Source organism: Herpetosiphon gulosus (assembly GCF_039545135.1).
Classification (GTDB): domain Bacteria; phylum Chloroflexota; class Chloroflexia; order Chloroflexales; family Herpetosiphonaceae; genus Herpetosiphon; species Herpetosiphon gulosus.
On sequence record NZ_BAABRU010000017.1, the window covers coordinates 25,243 to 41,473 of the forward strand.

The window sequence follows — 16,231 nt, forward strand, 5'->3', positions numbered from 1 at the left end:
TCCTTATCAAAGCGGTGGTTGTTTGCACTTTTCTTGTATACTTTGATCTGATTCTCTGGTGCTTTGGGAGGCACTGCATGAGCGAACACCAGTCCGAGCAGGATGTGGGCGTGGATAGTCCAGCTACGCCATCACTGCTTCAACGGAATCGTTGGTTGCGGCGATTGATGAAATTTGGCTTTGTAGTAGTTGGCCTGTTTTTCTTTATTTTAGCCTTGCGCTTGTTAAGTAAAGGGGCAGGCGGCTTAGGGCCATTTCTGACTAAAACCTTGGGGATCGAAAATGCCCTGAATACCTTGGGCTTTGGTTGGCTCTTTGCCTATGGGGTGCTGAGTGGCTCGCCCGTAGCGGGGATTGCACTTTCATTTCTCGATAGCAAAGTAATCGATCCGCTTCAGGCTTTTACGATGATTACTGGCTCACGGCTGGGTGCATCGTTTATTGTGTTGGTGATTGGCTTTATCTACTTTTTGCGAGGCCGTGAAAAAGCTGCATCACTTTCAATTGGCGTGCTGGCACTCAGCGTTACTGCCACCACCTATCTACCTGCTTTGGCAATTGGCTATTGGCTATTGACTGATAGCGGCCTTGATAAAGTGCGGATCGCCTTGCCATCGGCAATTTTCGATTTCGTCGAGCAGGTGTTTGATCCGATTGTGGCTTGGCTGATTCGCACGATTGATAGTGGCATTATCAATATCTTTGGGGCAACTCCTGCCACAACTGGGGTTTTGCCAGCTACCAGTGTTGTGATTTTTGTGGTTGGGGTTGGTATCCTGCTGTTTGCCTTTAACCTTTTAGATAAAGCGCTGCCACAGGTTGATGCTGAACATAACGCTTTTGGGCGGATTGGCGGCCTGATCTATCGACCATGGGCGATGTTTTTATTGGGAGCGTTCGTTACCTCATTAACCTTATCAGTTTCGGTTTCGCTCTCAATCCTGGTACCACTTTCGGCCCGCGGCTTTATTCGGCGTGAAAATACTTTGCCCTACATTATGGGAGCCAACATCACCACCTTTATCGATACCCTGATTGCCTCATTGTTGATCAAAGATCCATTTGCTTTTACAGTAGTGCTGGCTGAAATTATCAGCATTAGTGTAATTTCATTAATTATTCTGATTTTTCTCTATCGCCCATATGAGCGGTTAATTTTGCGCTTGCTTGATCGAGTGGTCAACGATACGCCGATGTTGGTTACCTTCATGGTGGTGATGGTCGTGACCCCGATTCTGCTGTTATTTATCTAGGATCAACTATGAAGCCTTTTAATTTGATGATTTACCTTGATGGCTCCTCGGCTGCGCGGCGCATGGTGGCCTATCTTGCGCCATTAGCTCGTCAAGCGCATGTCAAAACGACTTTTTTGGTCGATGAAGCCCATCAAGATGAAGCCGAAATGTATTTTTTCAATGCCGAGCAATTGTTGCAAAGCGATCAAGCACCAACTCGCACGATGCGCGGAGCCACGCCTGAACGGGCGATTGTGCTCGAAACTCGCGCCAGCCAACCTGATTTAGTAGCGTTTGGGCCGTTGCGCAAAGAGGGTTGGCGGCGTTGGCTTGGTCAATCGGCGATTGGTTCGTTGGCTCGGCGTTTAACCTGCTCAATGTTGCTGATGCAAGGCCGTCCGAATGAGTTGCGCCGAGCCTTGGTTTGTGCTGCTGGTGGCCCCGCAACCTTGCACGATGCCCAAATGACGGCCTCAATTATCGGGCCGCTGGGTGGGCAGGTGACAATTTTGCATATTGTTTCGCAACTATCGCTGACCTATAAGCCTGAGGAGCGTGACCCCGAGCGGCTCGCCGATTTGGTGATGGAAAAGCAGGGCGAGGTGGCGCGTAATATTGCCGCCGCCAAAACAATTTTGACCGATCGTGGCATTACTACCACCGTGCGAATTCGCGCTGGCATGGTGCTTGAAGAAATTCAAGAGGAACTCAAAACTGGCGGCTATGATCTTTTAGTGATTGGGGCGCATCGGGCGCGAACGCCGCTTGATCGGGTTTTGCTCGAAGATGTTAGTGCTGAGATCTTGTTTAATAGTCCAATTCCTGTTTTACTTGTGCAAAATACCAGCGATTTCTAAACCGCAATCAAGGAGTTTGCTATGGCCGTCTTGCTACTCGATAACTACGATTCCTTTACCTATAATTTGTACCAATATTTCTGCGAACTTGGAGCCGAGGTGGTGGTCAAGCGCAACGATGAAATTGAGGTCGATGATATTCGCCACATGGAAGCCATCGACCGGATTGTGATTTCGCCTGGGCCATGTACTCCCGCCGAAGCTGGCATTAGCGTGCCACTCATCCGCGAGTTATGCATGGAATACCCTATTTTGGGCGTTTGTCTAGGCCATCAATCGATTGGAGCGGCTTTTGGCGGGCGAGTGATTCGTGCGCCCCAATTGCGTCACGGCAAAACCTCTCCGATTACTCACCTGAATGTGGGGATTTTCGCTGGCGTGCCTTCGCCCTTCACCGCCACCCGCTATCACTCATTGATTGTTGAAGAAGCGAGCTTGCCGAGCGATCTTGAGGCCACCGCTTGGAGCGATGATGGCTTGATTATGGGTTTGCGCCACCGCACCTTGCCAATTGAAGGCGTGCAATTCCACCCTGAATCGATTATGACTGAGCATGGCAAAGTGTTGCTGGCCAACTTCTTGAGCATTGCTAAGCCCGAGTTAGCGGTAGAAAGAACATAGAACATAGAACATAGAGCAAGGGGAATATGAGGCTATCGGCATTTAAGGCTATAGGTTTCAGGCTATGGACTATCGGGAATAGGTTGGAGTACCAAAAGCCAAAAGCCAATTCTCTCTGTGATTTCAGCTGGGATTAGTAGATTTCGAGTAATATGCAACAATTAACATTAAAACCGGAAGAAGTGCCCGCTCATTTGGCCGAATGGCTGCGAGCTAGCCAACAAACCACCATCTTATTGGCGGTTGAGCTTGATGCCGATGGTTATCTTTCGCTGCAAGCCTTGCCCGAAGTAGACCCGCAGCTTGTACCACGGGTACGCAAAGCCATGGCCCAATATGCCGAAACCTTGCGGAGGCTGCTGTGACCCAGTATTTGGGCCTGGCCGATGCCTTTATGCTGCAAGCGATGGTTATTCAGCACATCGGTGGGATTCATGGCATTACTGAACAGGGCTTTGAGAAATTAGCCACGGCCTTGGCTGTGCCCCAACAAACCATGTTTGGCGAGGATCTCTACCCTGATACCTTTAGCAAGGCCGCTGCTTTATTCGATGCACTGATTCATGGCCATTGTTTTAGCGATGGTAACAAACGCACCGCCTTACTGGCGATGATTGAATTTCTGGCTCGGAATGGCTATGCCTTCAACACGCCCGACGACGATAGCCTTTACGATTGGATTTTGCTCGTAGCGGCAGAACGTGGCATGGATCGCGAACAACAGGCCGCTTGGATCGAGCAACGTTGTGAGCAATTATGAGTGAAGAAGCGACATTGCACTATATTACGCTTGAAGAAGCCTTACATATTCGTGATGCAATTGCCGCAGAATATGGCGAGAGCTTCGATGTTTTGCGCTTTCAACAATTACTTTCGGCCTTAGCCACGCCCTTTCAATCGATGTTTGGTGAAGAGCTTTTTCCAACCCTGTGCGCCAAAGCAGGCATGCTTCTGGCTGGGCTGATTCGCAATCATCCATTTTGGGATGGCAATAAACGCATCGCCATCGCGATTACGGCCCGATTTTTGGCTTTGAACGGCTACCAATTAACCGTTGATGCAGCAGAGGCCGACCAATTTACTACGGCTTTGGCCATGCATCGCCAAGATTATGAAACTGCCAGTAGTTGGCTGGCTCAACATTCGCAGCCAATTGGCGAAAATCGTAGCTAAAAAGCCAAAATGGCTGTGGTATAATGGGCCACAAATAGCCCACCGTAAACCACACAACCATAGAAAGAATACCCAAATGGCCATCGCTGACGATCACGCACAATCAGAGCGAAGTGATGCTGTTTTGTTGGAGGCAATTACCACCAACAACGATATGTTGGCGTTGCAACAATTGTTTGATCGCTATCGCCAGCAATTGTTTCAGACTGCCTTGGGGATTACCCGCGATCAGCAATTGGCCGAAGAGGTCTTACAAGATTGTTTTTATCGGTTGTATCGCCACGCCAAAAAGCTTGATGGCAGCATGCCACTGGCCCCTTGGCTCTATCGTGTAACGGTGAATTTGTGCTATAGCCGCATCAAGCGCCAACGCCCATGGTACGAGCCATTTCATCAATTGGCTGAGCGCTTGCGGGCTAGCTCTCGTTCTGCGCCCGATGTGGTAGCTGAACGCCGTGAGATGCAAGATGTTGTGCGCCAAACCCTAGAGCGCCTTTCACCACAGCATCGCGCGGTTTTAGTCTTACATTATTTTCACGATTACTCCCTGACGGAGATTGCCGAAATTCTCGAATGCCCTGAGGGAACGATTAAATCGCGGCTGTTTTACGCCCGTAAAATTCTCAAAGAGCAGCTGCACCAAGCTGCGATCGAGGGCGAACCACTGATTGACGGAATTTCCTTCTAAGATAGTTAGTGCCGAGGAAGATTCAACCATGTCTATCTCCGTCCCACGCATTACACCACGACTATTAATGTCCGGTGATCCACTATTTAGCTTGGTGCGGTTGATTAGCCTTGGCTTAATTTTGGTCGTCGGCGCTCGCATCGATCAACATACGGTTATTCCGCCAACCACCCCATTTGGCTTAATTTGGTGGGCTTATGCAATTTATGGCATAGCGATGGCTAGTTTGGCCTTTGTGCCCCGCTTTCGCAACCTGCCATCGTGGATTTTCATTGTTGATTTTGGCTTTATTGCGCTGTTTGCGTTGTTTAGCGGTTTGCCACCAGCCTTGTTGGTGGCGTTGATTATGCTGCCAACGGTGTGGGCTTCAACCAATCGTTCGCCTGCCCAAGCAGTTGGCACAGGCGTTGGTGCGGCAGTTGTCTATGCAGGCATCACGCTGTATCGGCGGTTTGGCGATGCCAGCAATGTTGGCAGCGAAGAGATGTTTGTTAGCATTGCGGTTAACTGCACAGCTTTGATTTTGGTTTCGTGGTTGGTCAGCACGCTTTCTGGTCAATCTAGCGAAATTAATCGTGAACATGTGATTGCTGCACGGCGTGATGTCGATAGCGCTCAGCGTGATGCTGAATCGTATCGTGACCGCATGCGAGCACTCTACGAAGTTGCCTATAAACTCAGTACCACCATGAATTTTCAAACGGTGCTTGATGCAACCGTGACAGAATCGATTCGTTTGATCAATGGCCGCAGCAGTGTCGTGCTTTTGCCAACTGGCGAGCCAGATGAATTGTATGTAGCAGCAGGCGTTGGGGTTGGCTCTGGTGATCTCAATTTACGGATTGCGATTGAGCCAACTGGCATTATGGCCTCGATTTTGGCCTCGGGCACGCCACGCATTTTGAACGATTTACGTCAATCGCATGCCTTGAGCAGCGTGCCATCGATGCAAAACTGCGCATGTGTTTGCTGTGTGCCGCTAAGTGCAGGCCGCCGTAACTATGGGATTGTGGTGGTCGGGGTTGATCGCGACCAGATCAATGAAGATGAATTGGGTATGGTTTCGGCTTTGGCCAATTACGCGATTATTGCCATGCTCAATGCCCAATTGGTTGGCGAATTGCGCGACGAACGCACCAAATTGATTAGCAAAGAAGAAGAAGTGCGCCAACAACTTGCCCGCGATTTGCACGATGGCCCCGCCCAATCGGTGGCCGCCATCACCATGAATATTGAGTTTGTTAAGCGTTTGCTGGAGCGCGAACCAAGCCGCGTGATGCAAGAACTCACCAAAATGGGCGAATTGGCCCGTCGCACCACCTACGATATTCGCACGCTCTTATTTGAGTTGCGCCCCTTGACCCTGGATAGCCAAGGCCTCGTCGCAACTCTGCGCGAGTATGTGACTCGTTTTAAAGATGGCCCAACCCAAGTGCTGCTCGAAGAAACAGTTGGCGAGTTGCGGCTTGATGCTAAGCGTGAAGGCACCTTGTTCAACATCATTCAAGAAGCCAGCAACAACGCCATGAAACATGCTCAAGCCAAACATATCTGGATTCGGCTGACGCGCCAAGGCGATGAGTTGATGGCCACCGTTCAGGATGATGGCAAGGGCTTCGATTTGCAAGCAGTTCGCGCTAACTACAGTAAACGTGGTTCGTTTGGCCTCTTAAATATTGATGAACGAGCACGCATGGTTGGCGGGAGCGCCGAAATGACCTCAGCAGTTGGCGCTGGTACAACCGTGCGGGTTATTGTACCGCTCGATGCCAGTAGCATTTAGATAATGAATCTGCTGACCCCGCGACGAGTGCTAGTCGCGGGGTTTTGTGGTTAATTGCCCTCATCCCAACTCCTCTCCCACTGCGGCGGGCGAGGGACATTCCTGCTTACCCCTCGCTCGCTTGGCGGGAGAGGGGGCAGGGGGTGAGGGAACAAGCGATAAAAATGCACATAAACTGCTATTGGTTGTACACTAAGCAGCATACGATTTAGCTGGAGCAAGCATCGATGCTGCAAACATATCAAGATGCCATGGATTGGATCTATAGTTTCCTCGATAGCGAGAAGAAGTTACCTAAAAATCCGACAGAGTTTAATTTGCCCCGGGTCAAGGCCATGCTAGAGCTATTGGGTAATCCTCAGTTGCGCTATCCGGCGGTGATTGTGGCTGGCACGAAGGGCAAAGGCTCGACCTGTGCCTTTTTAGAGTCGATTATCCGCCAGAGTGGCCTAAAAGTTGGCTTTTTTAGCTCGCCGCATTTGCACTCTTACCGCGAACGCATGCAAATCAATCGTGAGCCGATTAGTCAAAGCCAACTTGTCGATTTGATTAACGAAGTGCGACCGCTGTTGGAGCCACTTGACCCCGAAATTGGTTCGCCGACCACCTACGAAATTGGGGTGGTCTTGGGCTTGTACTACTTTGCTACGCAGGCAATTGAGTTAGCAGTACTTGAAATTGGCTTGGGTGGGCGCTATGATGCGATCAACACTGTTAACCCTGTGCTCAGCGTGATTGCCTCGATTAGCTATGATCATACGGCGATTCTAGGCGATACCTTGGCCAAAATTGCCTATGAAAAGGCTGGAATCATCAAGCAGTATGTGCCAGTCATTAGCACTGTGCAGCAGGCCGAGGCGGCTGAGGTGATCGCTCAGGTTGCTGCGGAGCAAACGGCTCCGTTGTTTATTGCCGGGATGGCGGGGTTGCAGGAGCAGGCCTCAGGGGTAGTTGCCGAATATCCACTGGTGATTGTACCTGACCAACTGGGCTTGAAGGGTGATTTTCAGATGCAAAATGCCCAACTTGCCACCAGCGCCGCATTGCTCTTACGTGAGCTAGGTTTCCCCATTAGCGATGATGCTATTCGCCAAGGTTTGGCAACGACCCAATGGCCTGCTCGGTTTGAGCAAATTGCCAACGAACCGTTGACGCTTGTTGATGGAGCGCATAACGGCGATTCGGCGCGGGTGTTGTTGCAAGCGCTCAAACAACATTACCCAAACCGACCACTCACCTTAGTTTTAGGCACATCAAGCGACAAAGATATTCAGGCAATTATTCAGCAACTCGCCAATTCGGCAACTCACCTAATCACAACCTGTTCGCGCCATCCGCGGGCTTTAGCGCCCGAAAAGCTAGCTGAACTGATTCAGCAGCAGGTGAATCGCCCTGTTCATCAGACTAACAGCGTGGCCGAGGCCTTAACGCTGGCCCAACAACTCACATCCGCCGCTGGCCTCATTTGCGTAACTGGATCGCTGTTTGTGGCTGCCGAAGCGCGTGAAACCCATGGCCTAGCCCAGCCCGATTAGCCGATCGTAAACTGACTCGTAATGCCAAATCGCGACACTAGCAACAGCAGAGAAGCCTTCGCGATTAGGCATGGAGCAACGAGCATTGGAGTTTGTATGCATATTCTACTTGTTGAAGACCATGAAATGAATCGCGATATGTTGAAGCGCCGCCTTGAACGTCGCGATTTTCAGGTTTCGATTGCCGTCGATGGCCAAGAAGCGATTGATTTGGTTGAAAGCTTGCAGCCCGATATCATCTTGATGGACATGAGTTTACCGAATGTTGATGGCTGGACGGCCACCCGAATCATCAAAGCCAATCCAGCGGTCAATCAGATTCCGATTATTGGTTTAACTGCCCATGCCATGGCTGGCGATCGAGAGCGCTGTTTGGAAGCAGGTTGCAACGAATATGAGATTAAGCCAGTTGACTTTACTAGCCTCGTTAGTAAGATTCAGGCCTTAGTCGAGGATACGCCACTATGACCGCAACCCAACCTCGTATTCTCGTTGTTGACGATAGCGAAGATAACCGCTATTTGCTGCAACGCCAACTATTGCGGCGCAATTATGGAGTAGTGCTTGCTGAGAATGGTCAGCAAGCACTTGATTATGTTCAAAGCCATATGATCGATCTGATGTTGCTGGATATTATGATGCCCGTGATGAATGGCTTTGAGGTCTTGCAAAATCTCAAACAGAACGAAAAATTACGCCATATTCCGGTAATTATTGTTTCGGCAGCTGATGATATGGAAAACGTGGTTAAGGGCATTCAAATGGGAGCCGAAGATTATTTGGCCAAGCCATTTAATACGACCTTGTTGCGAGCACGTATTGAAGCATCATTAGAAAAAAAGCGTTTGCACGACCAAGAACAGGCCTATCTACAAGCGATCGCCTTAGAACAAGCTCAATCCAACCGCCTCTTGCGCAATATTCTGCCGCAAACGATCGCCGACCAACTCAAAGGTCAAAAGGCTAACATCGCCGAATATTTTAGCAGTGTCAGTGTATTATTTGCTGATATTGTTGGTTTTACCGAGTTATCGGGTCATATTAATGCCCAAGAACTGGTAGCATGGCTCAATAGTTTGTTCTCACTTTTCGATCAGATGACGCTTGATGCTGGCTTGGAGAAGATCAAAACCATCGGTGATGCCTATATGGTTGCCGCAGGCTTGCCCATTGCCCAGCCCGACCATGCCGAACGTTTGGCGCTCTTTGCTACCTCGATGTTGGCGGCGATTGAACAAATTCCGATGCCCAACGGCCAGCCTTTACAAATGCGAATTGGCATTCATAGCGGGCCAGTTGTTGCAGGCGTGATTGGCATGATCAAGTTTAGCTACGATCTGTGGGGCGATACGGTTAATATTGCTAGCCGCATGGAAAGTAGCGCTCATCCTAACACGATTCAGGTTAGCGCCGAAACTTATGCCTTGTTGCAAGATCATGAGCATTTTAGTTTGCAGCCACGCCATGGGGTCGAAATGAAACATCTCGGCACGCGCACGACCTATATTCTTACTCGCCACCGGCATCATTAAGCTTAGGAATTGTTATGCACTGGCAAATTCCATCGTATACCTTTCCCACCTTGATTGCGAGCAGCGTTTCGTTTGCAATCGCAATTATTGTCTCACGTCGCCGCTTTGTTTCACAGATGTGGCCGTTTGCTATTTTAGCCTTCACTGTTGCCTTTTGGACGTTGGGCTATGCATGGGAATTGGTCAGTGTTGATTTAGCGACCAAAGTTATTTTTGCTAAAACTCAATATTTAGGCATTGCTACGCCACCAGTAGCGTGGGTGGCGTATGCGTTATATTACACCGGACAAGAGCGTTTTGTAACCAAGCGTAGTTTTTTATATGCCATGATTATTCCTGCAATCACAATTGTTTTAGTCTGGACAAATGAATGGCATCATTTGATCTGGACAAAAACCGAAATTGCGATGTATGGCGAATATACCATGCTCCAAACTTATTATGGGCCATGGTTTTGGGTGCATACGGCCTATTCATATGTGTTTATGGCGGCTGGCACGTTAATTTTATTGCAAGCGTTGGTGCTTTCTTCATCGCTGTACCAGAATCAAATTATTGCATTAATTTTAAGTGCGCTCGCTCCATGGGTTACTAATGCATTTCATATTTTAGGCTATCGGCCATTTCCGTATCTTGATTTAACTCCGTTTGGTTTTGTAATTAGTACGGTTGCTTTGGCGTGGGGTGCATTGCGCTATCGGTTGTTCGATACGATTCCGATTGCGCGGCATATTTTGATGGAAAATCTTAGCGAGGGTGTGATTTTTCTCGATGCCAAACGCCGCGTGATGGATATGAACGCCACGGCTGGTAAGTTGTTAGATATTCGGCCTGATCAACAAATTGGTCAATCGGCGATCGTCAGCATTTTAGAACGTTTGGATACGCCGCAATCGGCTGATCCTGATGAGCATTTGCGCTGGGAATATACGCTCCATCGCGATGAGAAAAAATTAGTGCTCGATGTGCAATTATCGCCATTAAGCGATCGCAATCGCTATCTCGGCCATTTGTTGTTGCTGCGCGATATTACTGAGCGCCATCAATACGAAGATTTGCTACGCTCACAGCGTAATTTATTTGCGGGCTTGGTCGAGGTTGCCCGCGCCACCAGCGCCCAAATAGATCTTGACCAGACCTTACAAAGCACACTGGATGTTGCTTTGCACTTAACGACCGCTGAGCAAGGCAGCATCTTTTTGCTCGATCAGCATCAAATGGTCACCCACAGCATTTTGGCACGTGAAAAAGCTACCCGGATCGAGCAACAAAATTTGGTTGGGCGGGTGATGCGTCAAGGCTTGGCTGGCTGGATTGTCGCTCACAATCAAATTGCTCTGATCAAAGACACCCACACCGATGATCGCTGGTTGCATTTGCCAAACGCGCCCTACAATGCCCGATCGGTGCTAGCCTTGCCGATTTTTGGTACAGCTGGAATTTTAGGCATTTTGATGCTGTTGCACTCAGAGGTTGATCATTTTCGCCAAGAGCATGCCGAATTGATGGAAGCCGCCACAGCTCAAATCTCGTTTGCGATTGGCAATGCCCACGTGTACCAAACCCAGCAACAATTGACTCGCGAGCTAAGCCGTGCCAAGGATGCTGCCGAGGCTGCCAGCCAAACCAAAAGCCAATTTTTGGCCAATATGAGCCACGAATTACGCACCCCGCTCACCGCGATTATTGGCTATGCCGATGTGATGCGCGAAGATTTGCTTGATTCCAACGACCAAATTTATTTAGCCGATTTGGATCGGATTCGCTCGGCGGGAGCACATTTGTTGGGCTTAATCAACGACGTGCTTGATCTCTCGAAAATTGAGGCTGGCAAAATGCCTGTCTATTGGGAGCAAACGCGGGTTAGCATTCTATTAAATGATGTGATTACGACCGTGCGCCCACAGATTGACCGCAACCATAATAGCCTGATGATCGACCAAACTTACCATAACTTGATGTTTTGGACTGATATTTCCAAATTGCGGCGGGTTTTGATCAATTTGCTGGGCAATGCCGCTAAATTTACCGACCATGGCACGATTTCGCTCTCGCTGTTTCTTGATGAGACCGATGAGCCTGCTTGTTTGCAAATACGGGTTTGTGATACGGGTATTGGTATGACGGCTGAGCAAGTTGCCAATTTGTTTCAAAATTTTAGCCAAGCCGATGCCTCAACGACGCGTAAATATGGCGGCACTGGGCTGGGCTTGGCCATTAGTCGTAATCTCTGCAAATTAATGGGCGGCGATATTGAAGTCACTAGCGAACTTGGTCATGGCTCAACGTTTATTGTCAAATTGCCATGGGTCGAGCAGCCATTTAGCGATCAGCGTGAAGTTGGCTCCGATGGACCACCCTACCTGCTTTGATCACCATTGCAACCGGATTTGTACCAAACTTATAGCCAATATGGCGTTCGTCGGGCACATTGAGCAGAGCAATATCAGCTTGCATGCCGACTGCCAAACTACCGACCCGCTCATGCTGGCGAATCGCAAATGCTGAATTGACTGTGGCGGCGTTCAAGGCTTCGGCTGGGGTCAGCCGCAAATAGCGACAACCAATCGCAATTGCCATCGGCATCGATTCGCAGGGGCTGGTGCCTGGATTACAATCAGTGGCTAGTGCCAAAATTCCGTTGGCTTCGATTAAACTGCGAGCTGGGCTGAATTGGCTCTTGCCCAAACCAAACGGCGTGCCCGGCAACGAAACGCCGACGGTTTCCGAGTTGGCCAAGATTGCGATATGCTCAGGCGGCGTGGCGACCAAGTGATCAACCGAGATTGCCCCTAGTTCAACGGCCAGCGGCGTGCCGCCCAACGGCTCAAACTCATCGACATGCAACTTCAATCGAAAGCCTAGTTCCTTGGCCTTAACCAAAATTCGCTGGCTTTGGGCCACTGAAAATGCCCCGTTTTCGCAAAAAATATCGCAAGCCAACGGTTCTTGCCAGATCGATTGTTGCTGCCACCAAGCCGCTACCGCAGGCAACATCTCCTCAATCACCAAATCCACAAAGCCCTCGGGATTGTCGCGATACTCGGCGGGGATGGCGTGCGCTCCCATAAATGTTGGCACGATGCCAATTGGATGGGTTTGGGCTAGCTCAGCGATCGCTTCGAGCATGGTTAATTCGGTGGCAGTATCCAGCCCATAACCACTTTTGATTTCGACAGTAGTTGTGCCATGAGCCAAAAATTGATCAAGCCGTGGGCGGGTTTGGGCCACTAATTCAGCTTTACTCGCCGCCCGAGTGGCACGAACTGTTGACATAATTCCGCCGCCAGCCGCCATTAATTCGCTATAGCTTGCGCCTTTGATCCGTAGCTCGAATTCATGGGCGCGATCGCCTGCATAACAAGCGTGGGTGTGGGGATCGACAAAACCAGGGATGGCCAAATAGCCTTGGGCATCAACCACTTGATCGGCTGTCCATGCACTAAGCTCAGCTTGGTTGCCAAGTGCCACAATTTTGCCTGCTTGGACAGCGACGGCAGCTTGATCGATAGAGGTTAATTGGGCCAACTGCTGGCCACGTAAGGGTGCTTGCGGACCAGTAACCAAGCGACCTATATTGGTAATTAATTGATCTGCGTGAGGCATAACTCCTCCTTGAGTTAACAGCGATGATAACCGCTGTATCCTACCACAGCCATAGTTGATGGTATGAAGTGATTTCTATGATTCGCCACCCTTCCGTTCCTCCGCTGGAGGGAAACGCAGGTGGTTTTCATCGCCCTGCACCCCCTAAATGACAATTGATCAGGCATTGAAGCTTTGTGATTTTCCTAATGATCGTGTGGGGAGTGTAAACTTAATCATCATGCCCTATAGCTGAAAAGGTCGGCTTATCTGCTATAATAGCCGTACCAATAAGGAGGATACACGGTCATGACAATCAATCGCCGTTCGACGCGGGCGCGTCGGCGACCACCAATTCGCAATATCAAAACATCATCATCAGCCGGCATAAACCCAGATGTGGAATATATCTACATTCGCCATGATCTGATTCGGATCATTTTGATGGGTGGTGGGTTGTTGGCACTTATGGTCGTGCTAGCTGTATTAAATGTGTTCTAGCCGACACATTATTGGCTTGCTGCTGGCACGGCCTATGCCGTGCTTCTTTTTTGAGCAGCGCCTATGCTTGAGGTTGCTATGAGCGATGAACGTTTAGCCAGTAAAGCAGCACGTTTACGCTGGATTGAACGCAAACTCTATAATAATCCCCAAGGCTTGCGGGTGATGGATTTGGCCGAGGCCACGGGCATGGATCGGCGCACCATCTACCGTGATTTGGGTGCGCTTGAAGACATGGGCGTGCCAATGTGGCAATTTGAGGGCAAATTTGGGATTAATCGTGAAGATTATCTCTCGACGGTGCGCTTAAATTTGAATCAAACAATTTCCTTATTTTTTGCTGCCCGTTTGCTGGCTCACCATAGCGACGAGCAAAACCCGCATGTGGTGGCGGCGCTTGAGAAAATTGCGGCCTCGCTGCCCGATGAAACAATTGCTAAACATTTGAGCAATGTGGCGGCCCAAATTCAGTTGCGCCCAACCCGCCGCGAATATATTTTGGTGCTCGAAACCTTCACTCGCGCTTGGGCTGATCGGCGGATGGTCAAATTTTCGTATTGGGCCTCGAACCGTGAAGAGCCTGAGGAGCGCACAGTTGCGCCGTATGTGCTCGAAGTATCGCGGTTTGAGCCAGCCTCATATGTGATTGGCCACGATCCGTTACGCAATGCTTTGCGCACATTTAAGCTCGAACGAGTGCAACGCGCCGAAATTCTCGATGATGAATATGTGATTCCTGCTGATTTTGACCCGTATTCGATGTTGGCCGATAGCTGGGGCATCATGGACGAGGGCAATACCGTCACGGTGCGTTTACGATTTAGCGCAGTTGTGGCTCGCCGCGTCAAAGAAAGCACTTGGCATCGTTCGCAAGAAGTGCTCGATTTGCCCGATGGCGGCTGTGAGCTTTCGATGAAGCTTGCTGGTACGCGCGAAATGCGTTCGTGGGTGCTGGGCTGGGGCGCTGATGTTGAAGTATTGGCTCCGGCTGAATTGCGTGATGAAGTCGCCGAACACGCCCAACGTATGGTTCAGCAATATCACTAATTAATCAAGCTTATTTGGATGCATCAGTAACCCCTGATCTCGTGATTGAGATGAGGGGTTGGCGTTTAATGTCAAAAATTACTCACCCGTCGTTAAGCGATATGCTCGGGCTGACGGTTCAACACGCGGTACAATAGCAAATAATGCGGAGTATCAGGCGTTGATTTAAGGATGAATGCATGCAGCATGTGGTGATTGTTGGTGGTGGTTTGGGTGGTTTGGCAGCAGCCTTGCGCTTGCGAGCTGCGGGTGTCGCCGTAACCTTATTCGAAAAAAACGCGACCCTTGGTGGCAAAATGGCCCAAGTTGTGCAGCATGGCTTTCGTTTTGATACCGGGCCATCGCTATTTACCATGCCATGGGTGGTGGAAGAATTGCTGGCCAGCGTTGGGCGCAAGCTTGCCGACGAATTGACGATCAAGCCGGTTGATCCAACCTGCCGTTATCAATGGCCCGATGGCACGCGCCTCGATGCTTGGAGCGATCTGCCCAAACTCTTAAAAGAAATTGAACACCTCGAACCAGCCGATGTCGCAGGCTTTTTGGGCTTTATGGCATTTAGTGCCCAGATTTACCAGGCTGCCGCTGAGCCATTTTTGCTTGAGCCATTTCAGGGCTTGCGCACGATGCTGCAACCACGTTTGTTGCGCGATGTGTGGAAAATTGCTCCTTTAAAAACCGTTGATCAAGCGGTACGCCACTACTTCAAACATCCCTATCTGCGCCAGTTGTTCAATCGTTATGCAACCTATAATGGCTCCTCGCCCTATCGTTCGCCCGCGACATTTTGCATTATTCCCTACGTTGAAATCGCCCAAGGCGGCTGGTATATCGATGGTGGCATGTATCAATTGGCGGCGACCCTAGGCCGCATTGTTGGCGAAATGGGTGTTGATATTCAGCTCAATAGCTTGGTTAGCGAAGTTATCGTAACCAACAAAACCGCTACTGGTGTGCGTTTGAGTGATGGTCGCACGATTAATGCCGATTATGTGATTGTTAATGCTGATGCGATGTATGCGCTTGATCAATTGATTCCAACTACCAAAGCGCCAAACCACGAATTAGCTTGCTCAGGCTTTGTGTTGCTGTTGGGAGTCAATCGCGATTACGCCCAATTGCAGCATCATAATATTTTCTTCAGCGGCGATTATGCTGCCGAATTTCGGGCTATTTTTGAGCATGGTGTGCCTGCGGTTGACCCAACGATCTATATCGCCGCAACCTGCCGCTCGAACCCTGAGCATGCTCCGGCTGGAATGTTAAATTTATTTGTCTTGGTTAACGCTCCAGTTACAGGCCGCGTGAATTGGCAGCGCGAGGCGACGGCCTATCGCGATTTAGTGGTGCGCCGTTTGGAGCAGCATGGTTTGGTTGGGCTGAATCAAACGATTATCAGCGAAACCATGCTCACGCCTGCTGATCTGGCGAGCATGACCAATGCCCAGCGCGGATCGTTGTATGGCCCAGCTTCACATGGCTTGCAAGCAGCCTTTTTGCGGCCAGCCAATCAGCCAGCAGGCTTGCACAATCTAGCCCTCGTTGGTGGGGCAACTCATCCAGGTGGCGGAATTCCGCTGGTGCTGTTGTCGGGTAAAGCTGGGGCACGCTGGGCTATGCAAAGATTAGGAGTTGCTGAGAAGCCCAAACTTGGGACTATTTTCTGATAGTCAG

General features: G+C 49.9%; 16 protein-coding genes. 15 read left to right on the forward strand and 1 reads right to left on the reverse strand.

Annotation, left to right across the window (positions count from 1 at the left end):
* Positions 1 to 77 precede the first annotated feature (77 nt).
* The 12 genes from ABEB26_RS20265 (at position 78) to ABEB26_RS20320 (ending at position 11,796) form a co-directional block, all read left to right on the forward strand.
* Positions 78 to 1,253, forward strand: coding sequence for a hypothetical protein (locus tag ABEB26_RS20265; protein WP_345723883.1), 1,176 nt, complete (start codon positions 78 to 80; stop codon positions 1,251 to 1,253).
* An 8-nt stretch (positions 1,254 to 1,261) separates the two neighbouring features.
* On the forward strand, positions 1,262 to 2,092 hold the full coding sequence (locus ABEB26_RS20270) for a universal stress protein (RefSeq protein ID WP_345723884.1): 831 nt from the start codon (positions 1,262 to 1,264) through the stop codon (positions 2,090 to 2,092).
* 21 nt (positions 2,093 to 2,113) lie between these two features.
* Positions 2,114 to 2,713 (forward strand): anthranilate synthase component II, encoded by a 600-nt coding sequence (locus ABEB26_RS20275; protein ID WP_345723885.1) that lies wholly within the window; start codon positions 2,114 to 2,116, stop codon positions 2,711 to 2,713.
* A gap of 152 nt (positions 2,714 to 2,865) precedes the next feature.
* Positions 2,866 to 3,078, forward strand: coding sequence for a hypothetical protein (locus tag ABEB26_RS20280; protein ID WP_345723886.1), 213 nt, complete (start codon positions 2,866 to 2,868; stop codon positions 3,076 to 3,078).
* Entirely contained in the window at positions 3,075 to 3,473 is a 399-nt protein-coding gene (locus ABEB26_RS20285; RefSeq protein WP_345723887.1) for a type II toxin-antitoxin system death-on-curing family toxin, read from the forward strand. The genes ABEB26_RS20280 and ABEB26_RS20285 overlap by 4 nt, the downstream gene beginning before the upstream one ends.
* Positions 3,470 to 3,886: a type II toxin-antitoxin system death-on-curing family toxin gene (locus ABEB26_RS20290; protein ID WP_345723888.1), complete on the forward strand. Its 417-nt coding sequence runs from the start codon at positions 3,470 to 3,472 to the stop codon at positions 3,884 to 3,886. Before ABEB26_RS20285 ends, ABEB26_RS20290 begins: the two co-directional genes overlap by 4 nt.
* A gap of 76 nt (positions 3,887 to 3,962) precedes the next feature.
* On the forward strand, positions 3,963 to 4,574 hold the full coding sequence (locus ABEB26_RS20295) for an RNA polymerase sigma factor (RefSeq protein ID WP_345723889.1): 612 nt from the start codon (positions 3,963 to 3,965) through the stop codon (positions 4,572 to 4,574).
* A gap of 28 nt (positions 4,575 to 4,602) precedes the next feature.
* Positions 4,603 to 6,357, forward strand: a complete 1,755-nt coding sequence (locus tag ABEB26_RS20300; RefSeq protein WP_345723890.1) for a GAF domain-containing sensor histidine kinase — start codon at positions 4,603 to 4,605, stop codon at positions 6,355 to 6,357.
* Between the two features lie 227 nt (positions 6,358 to 6,584).
* Positions 6,585 to 7,892 carry a bifunctional folylpolyglutamate synthase/dihydrofolate synthase gene (locus ABEB26_RS20305; RefSeq protein WP_345723891.1) on the forward strand — a complete coding sequence of 436 codons (1,308 nt, stop codon included), beginning with the start codon at positions 6,585 to 6,587 and terminating at the stop codon, positions 7,890 to 7,892.
* 96 nt (positions 7,893 to 7,988) lie between these two features.
* A complete protein-coding gene (locus tag ABEB26_RS20310) occupies positions 7,989 to 8,360 on the forward strand; it encodes a response regulator (protein ID WP_345723892.1) in 372 nt (123 codons plus the stop codon).
* Entirely contained in the window at positions 8,357 to 9,424 is a 1,068-nt protein-coding gene (locus ABEB26_RS20315; RefSeq protein ID WP_345723893.1) for an adenylate/guanylate cyclase domain-containing protein, read from the forward strand. Before ABEB26_RS20310 ends, ABEB26_RS20315 begins: the two co-directional genes overlap by 4 nt.
* Before the next feature lie 14 nt (positions 9,425 to 9,438).
* Positions 9,439 to 11,796 (forward strand): histidine kinase N-terminal 7TM domain-containing protein, encoded by a 2,358-nt coding sequence (locus tag ABEB26_RS20320; protein ID WP_345723894.1) that lies wholly within the window; start codon positions 9,439 to 9,441, stop codon positions 11,794 to 11,796.
* Here the strand turns inward: ABEB26_RS20320 and hutI are convergent.
* Complete coding sequence (hutI, locus tag ABEB26_RS20325) at positions 11,747 to 13,030, reverse strand: imidazolonepropionase (protein WP_345723895.1); 1,284 nt, start codon at positions 13,028 to 13,030, stop codon at positions 11,747 to 11,749. The genes ABEB26_RS20320 and hutI overlap by 50 nt on opposite strands.
* Before the next feature lie 288 nt (positions 13,031 to 13,318).
* On the opposite strand from hutI, the gene ABEB26_RS20330 reads away from it, so the two are divergent.
* From ABEB26_RS20330 to ABEB26_RS20340, 3 genes are all read left to right on the forward strand, one after another.
* Positions 13,319 to 13,510, forward strand: a complete 192-nt coding sequence (locus ABEB26_RS20330; protein WP_345723897.1) for a hypothetical protein — start codon at positions 13,319 to 13,321, stop codon at positions 13,508 to 13,510.
* A gap of 63 nt (positions 13,511 to 13,573) precedes the next feature.
* Positions 13,574 to 14,557, forward strand: coding sequence for a helix-turn-helix transcriptional regulator (locus tag ABEB26_RS20335; protein WP_345723898.1), 984 nt, complete (start codon positions 13,574 to 13,576; stop codon positions 14,555 to 14,557).
* 179 nt (positions 14,558 to 14,736) lie between these two features.
* Positions 14,737 to 16,224, forward strand: coding sequence for a phytoene desaturase family protein (locus tag ABEB26_RS20340; RefSeq protein WP_345723899.1), 1,488 nt, complete (start codon positions 14,737 to 14,739; stop codon positions 16,222 to 16,224).
* Positions 16,225 to 16,231 lie beyond the last annotated feature (7 nt).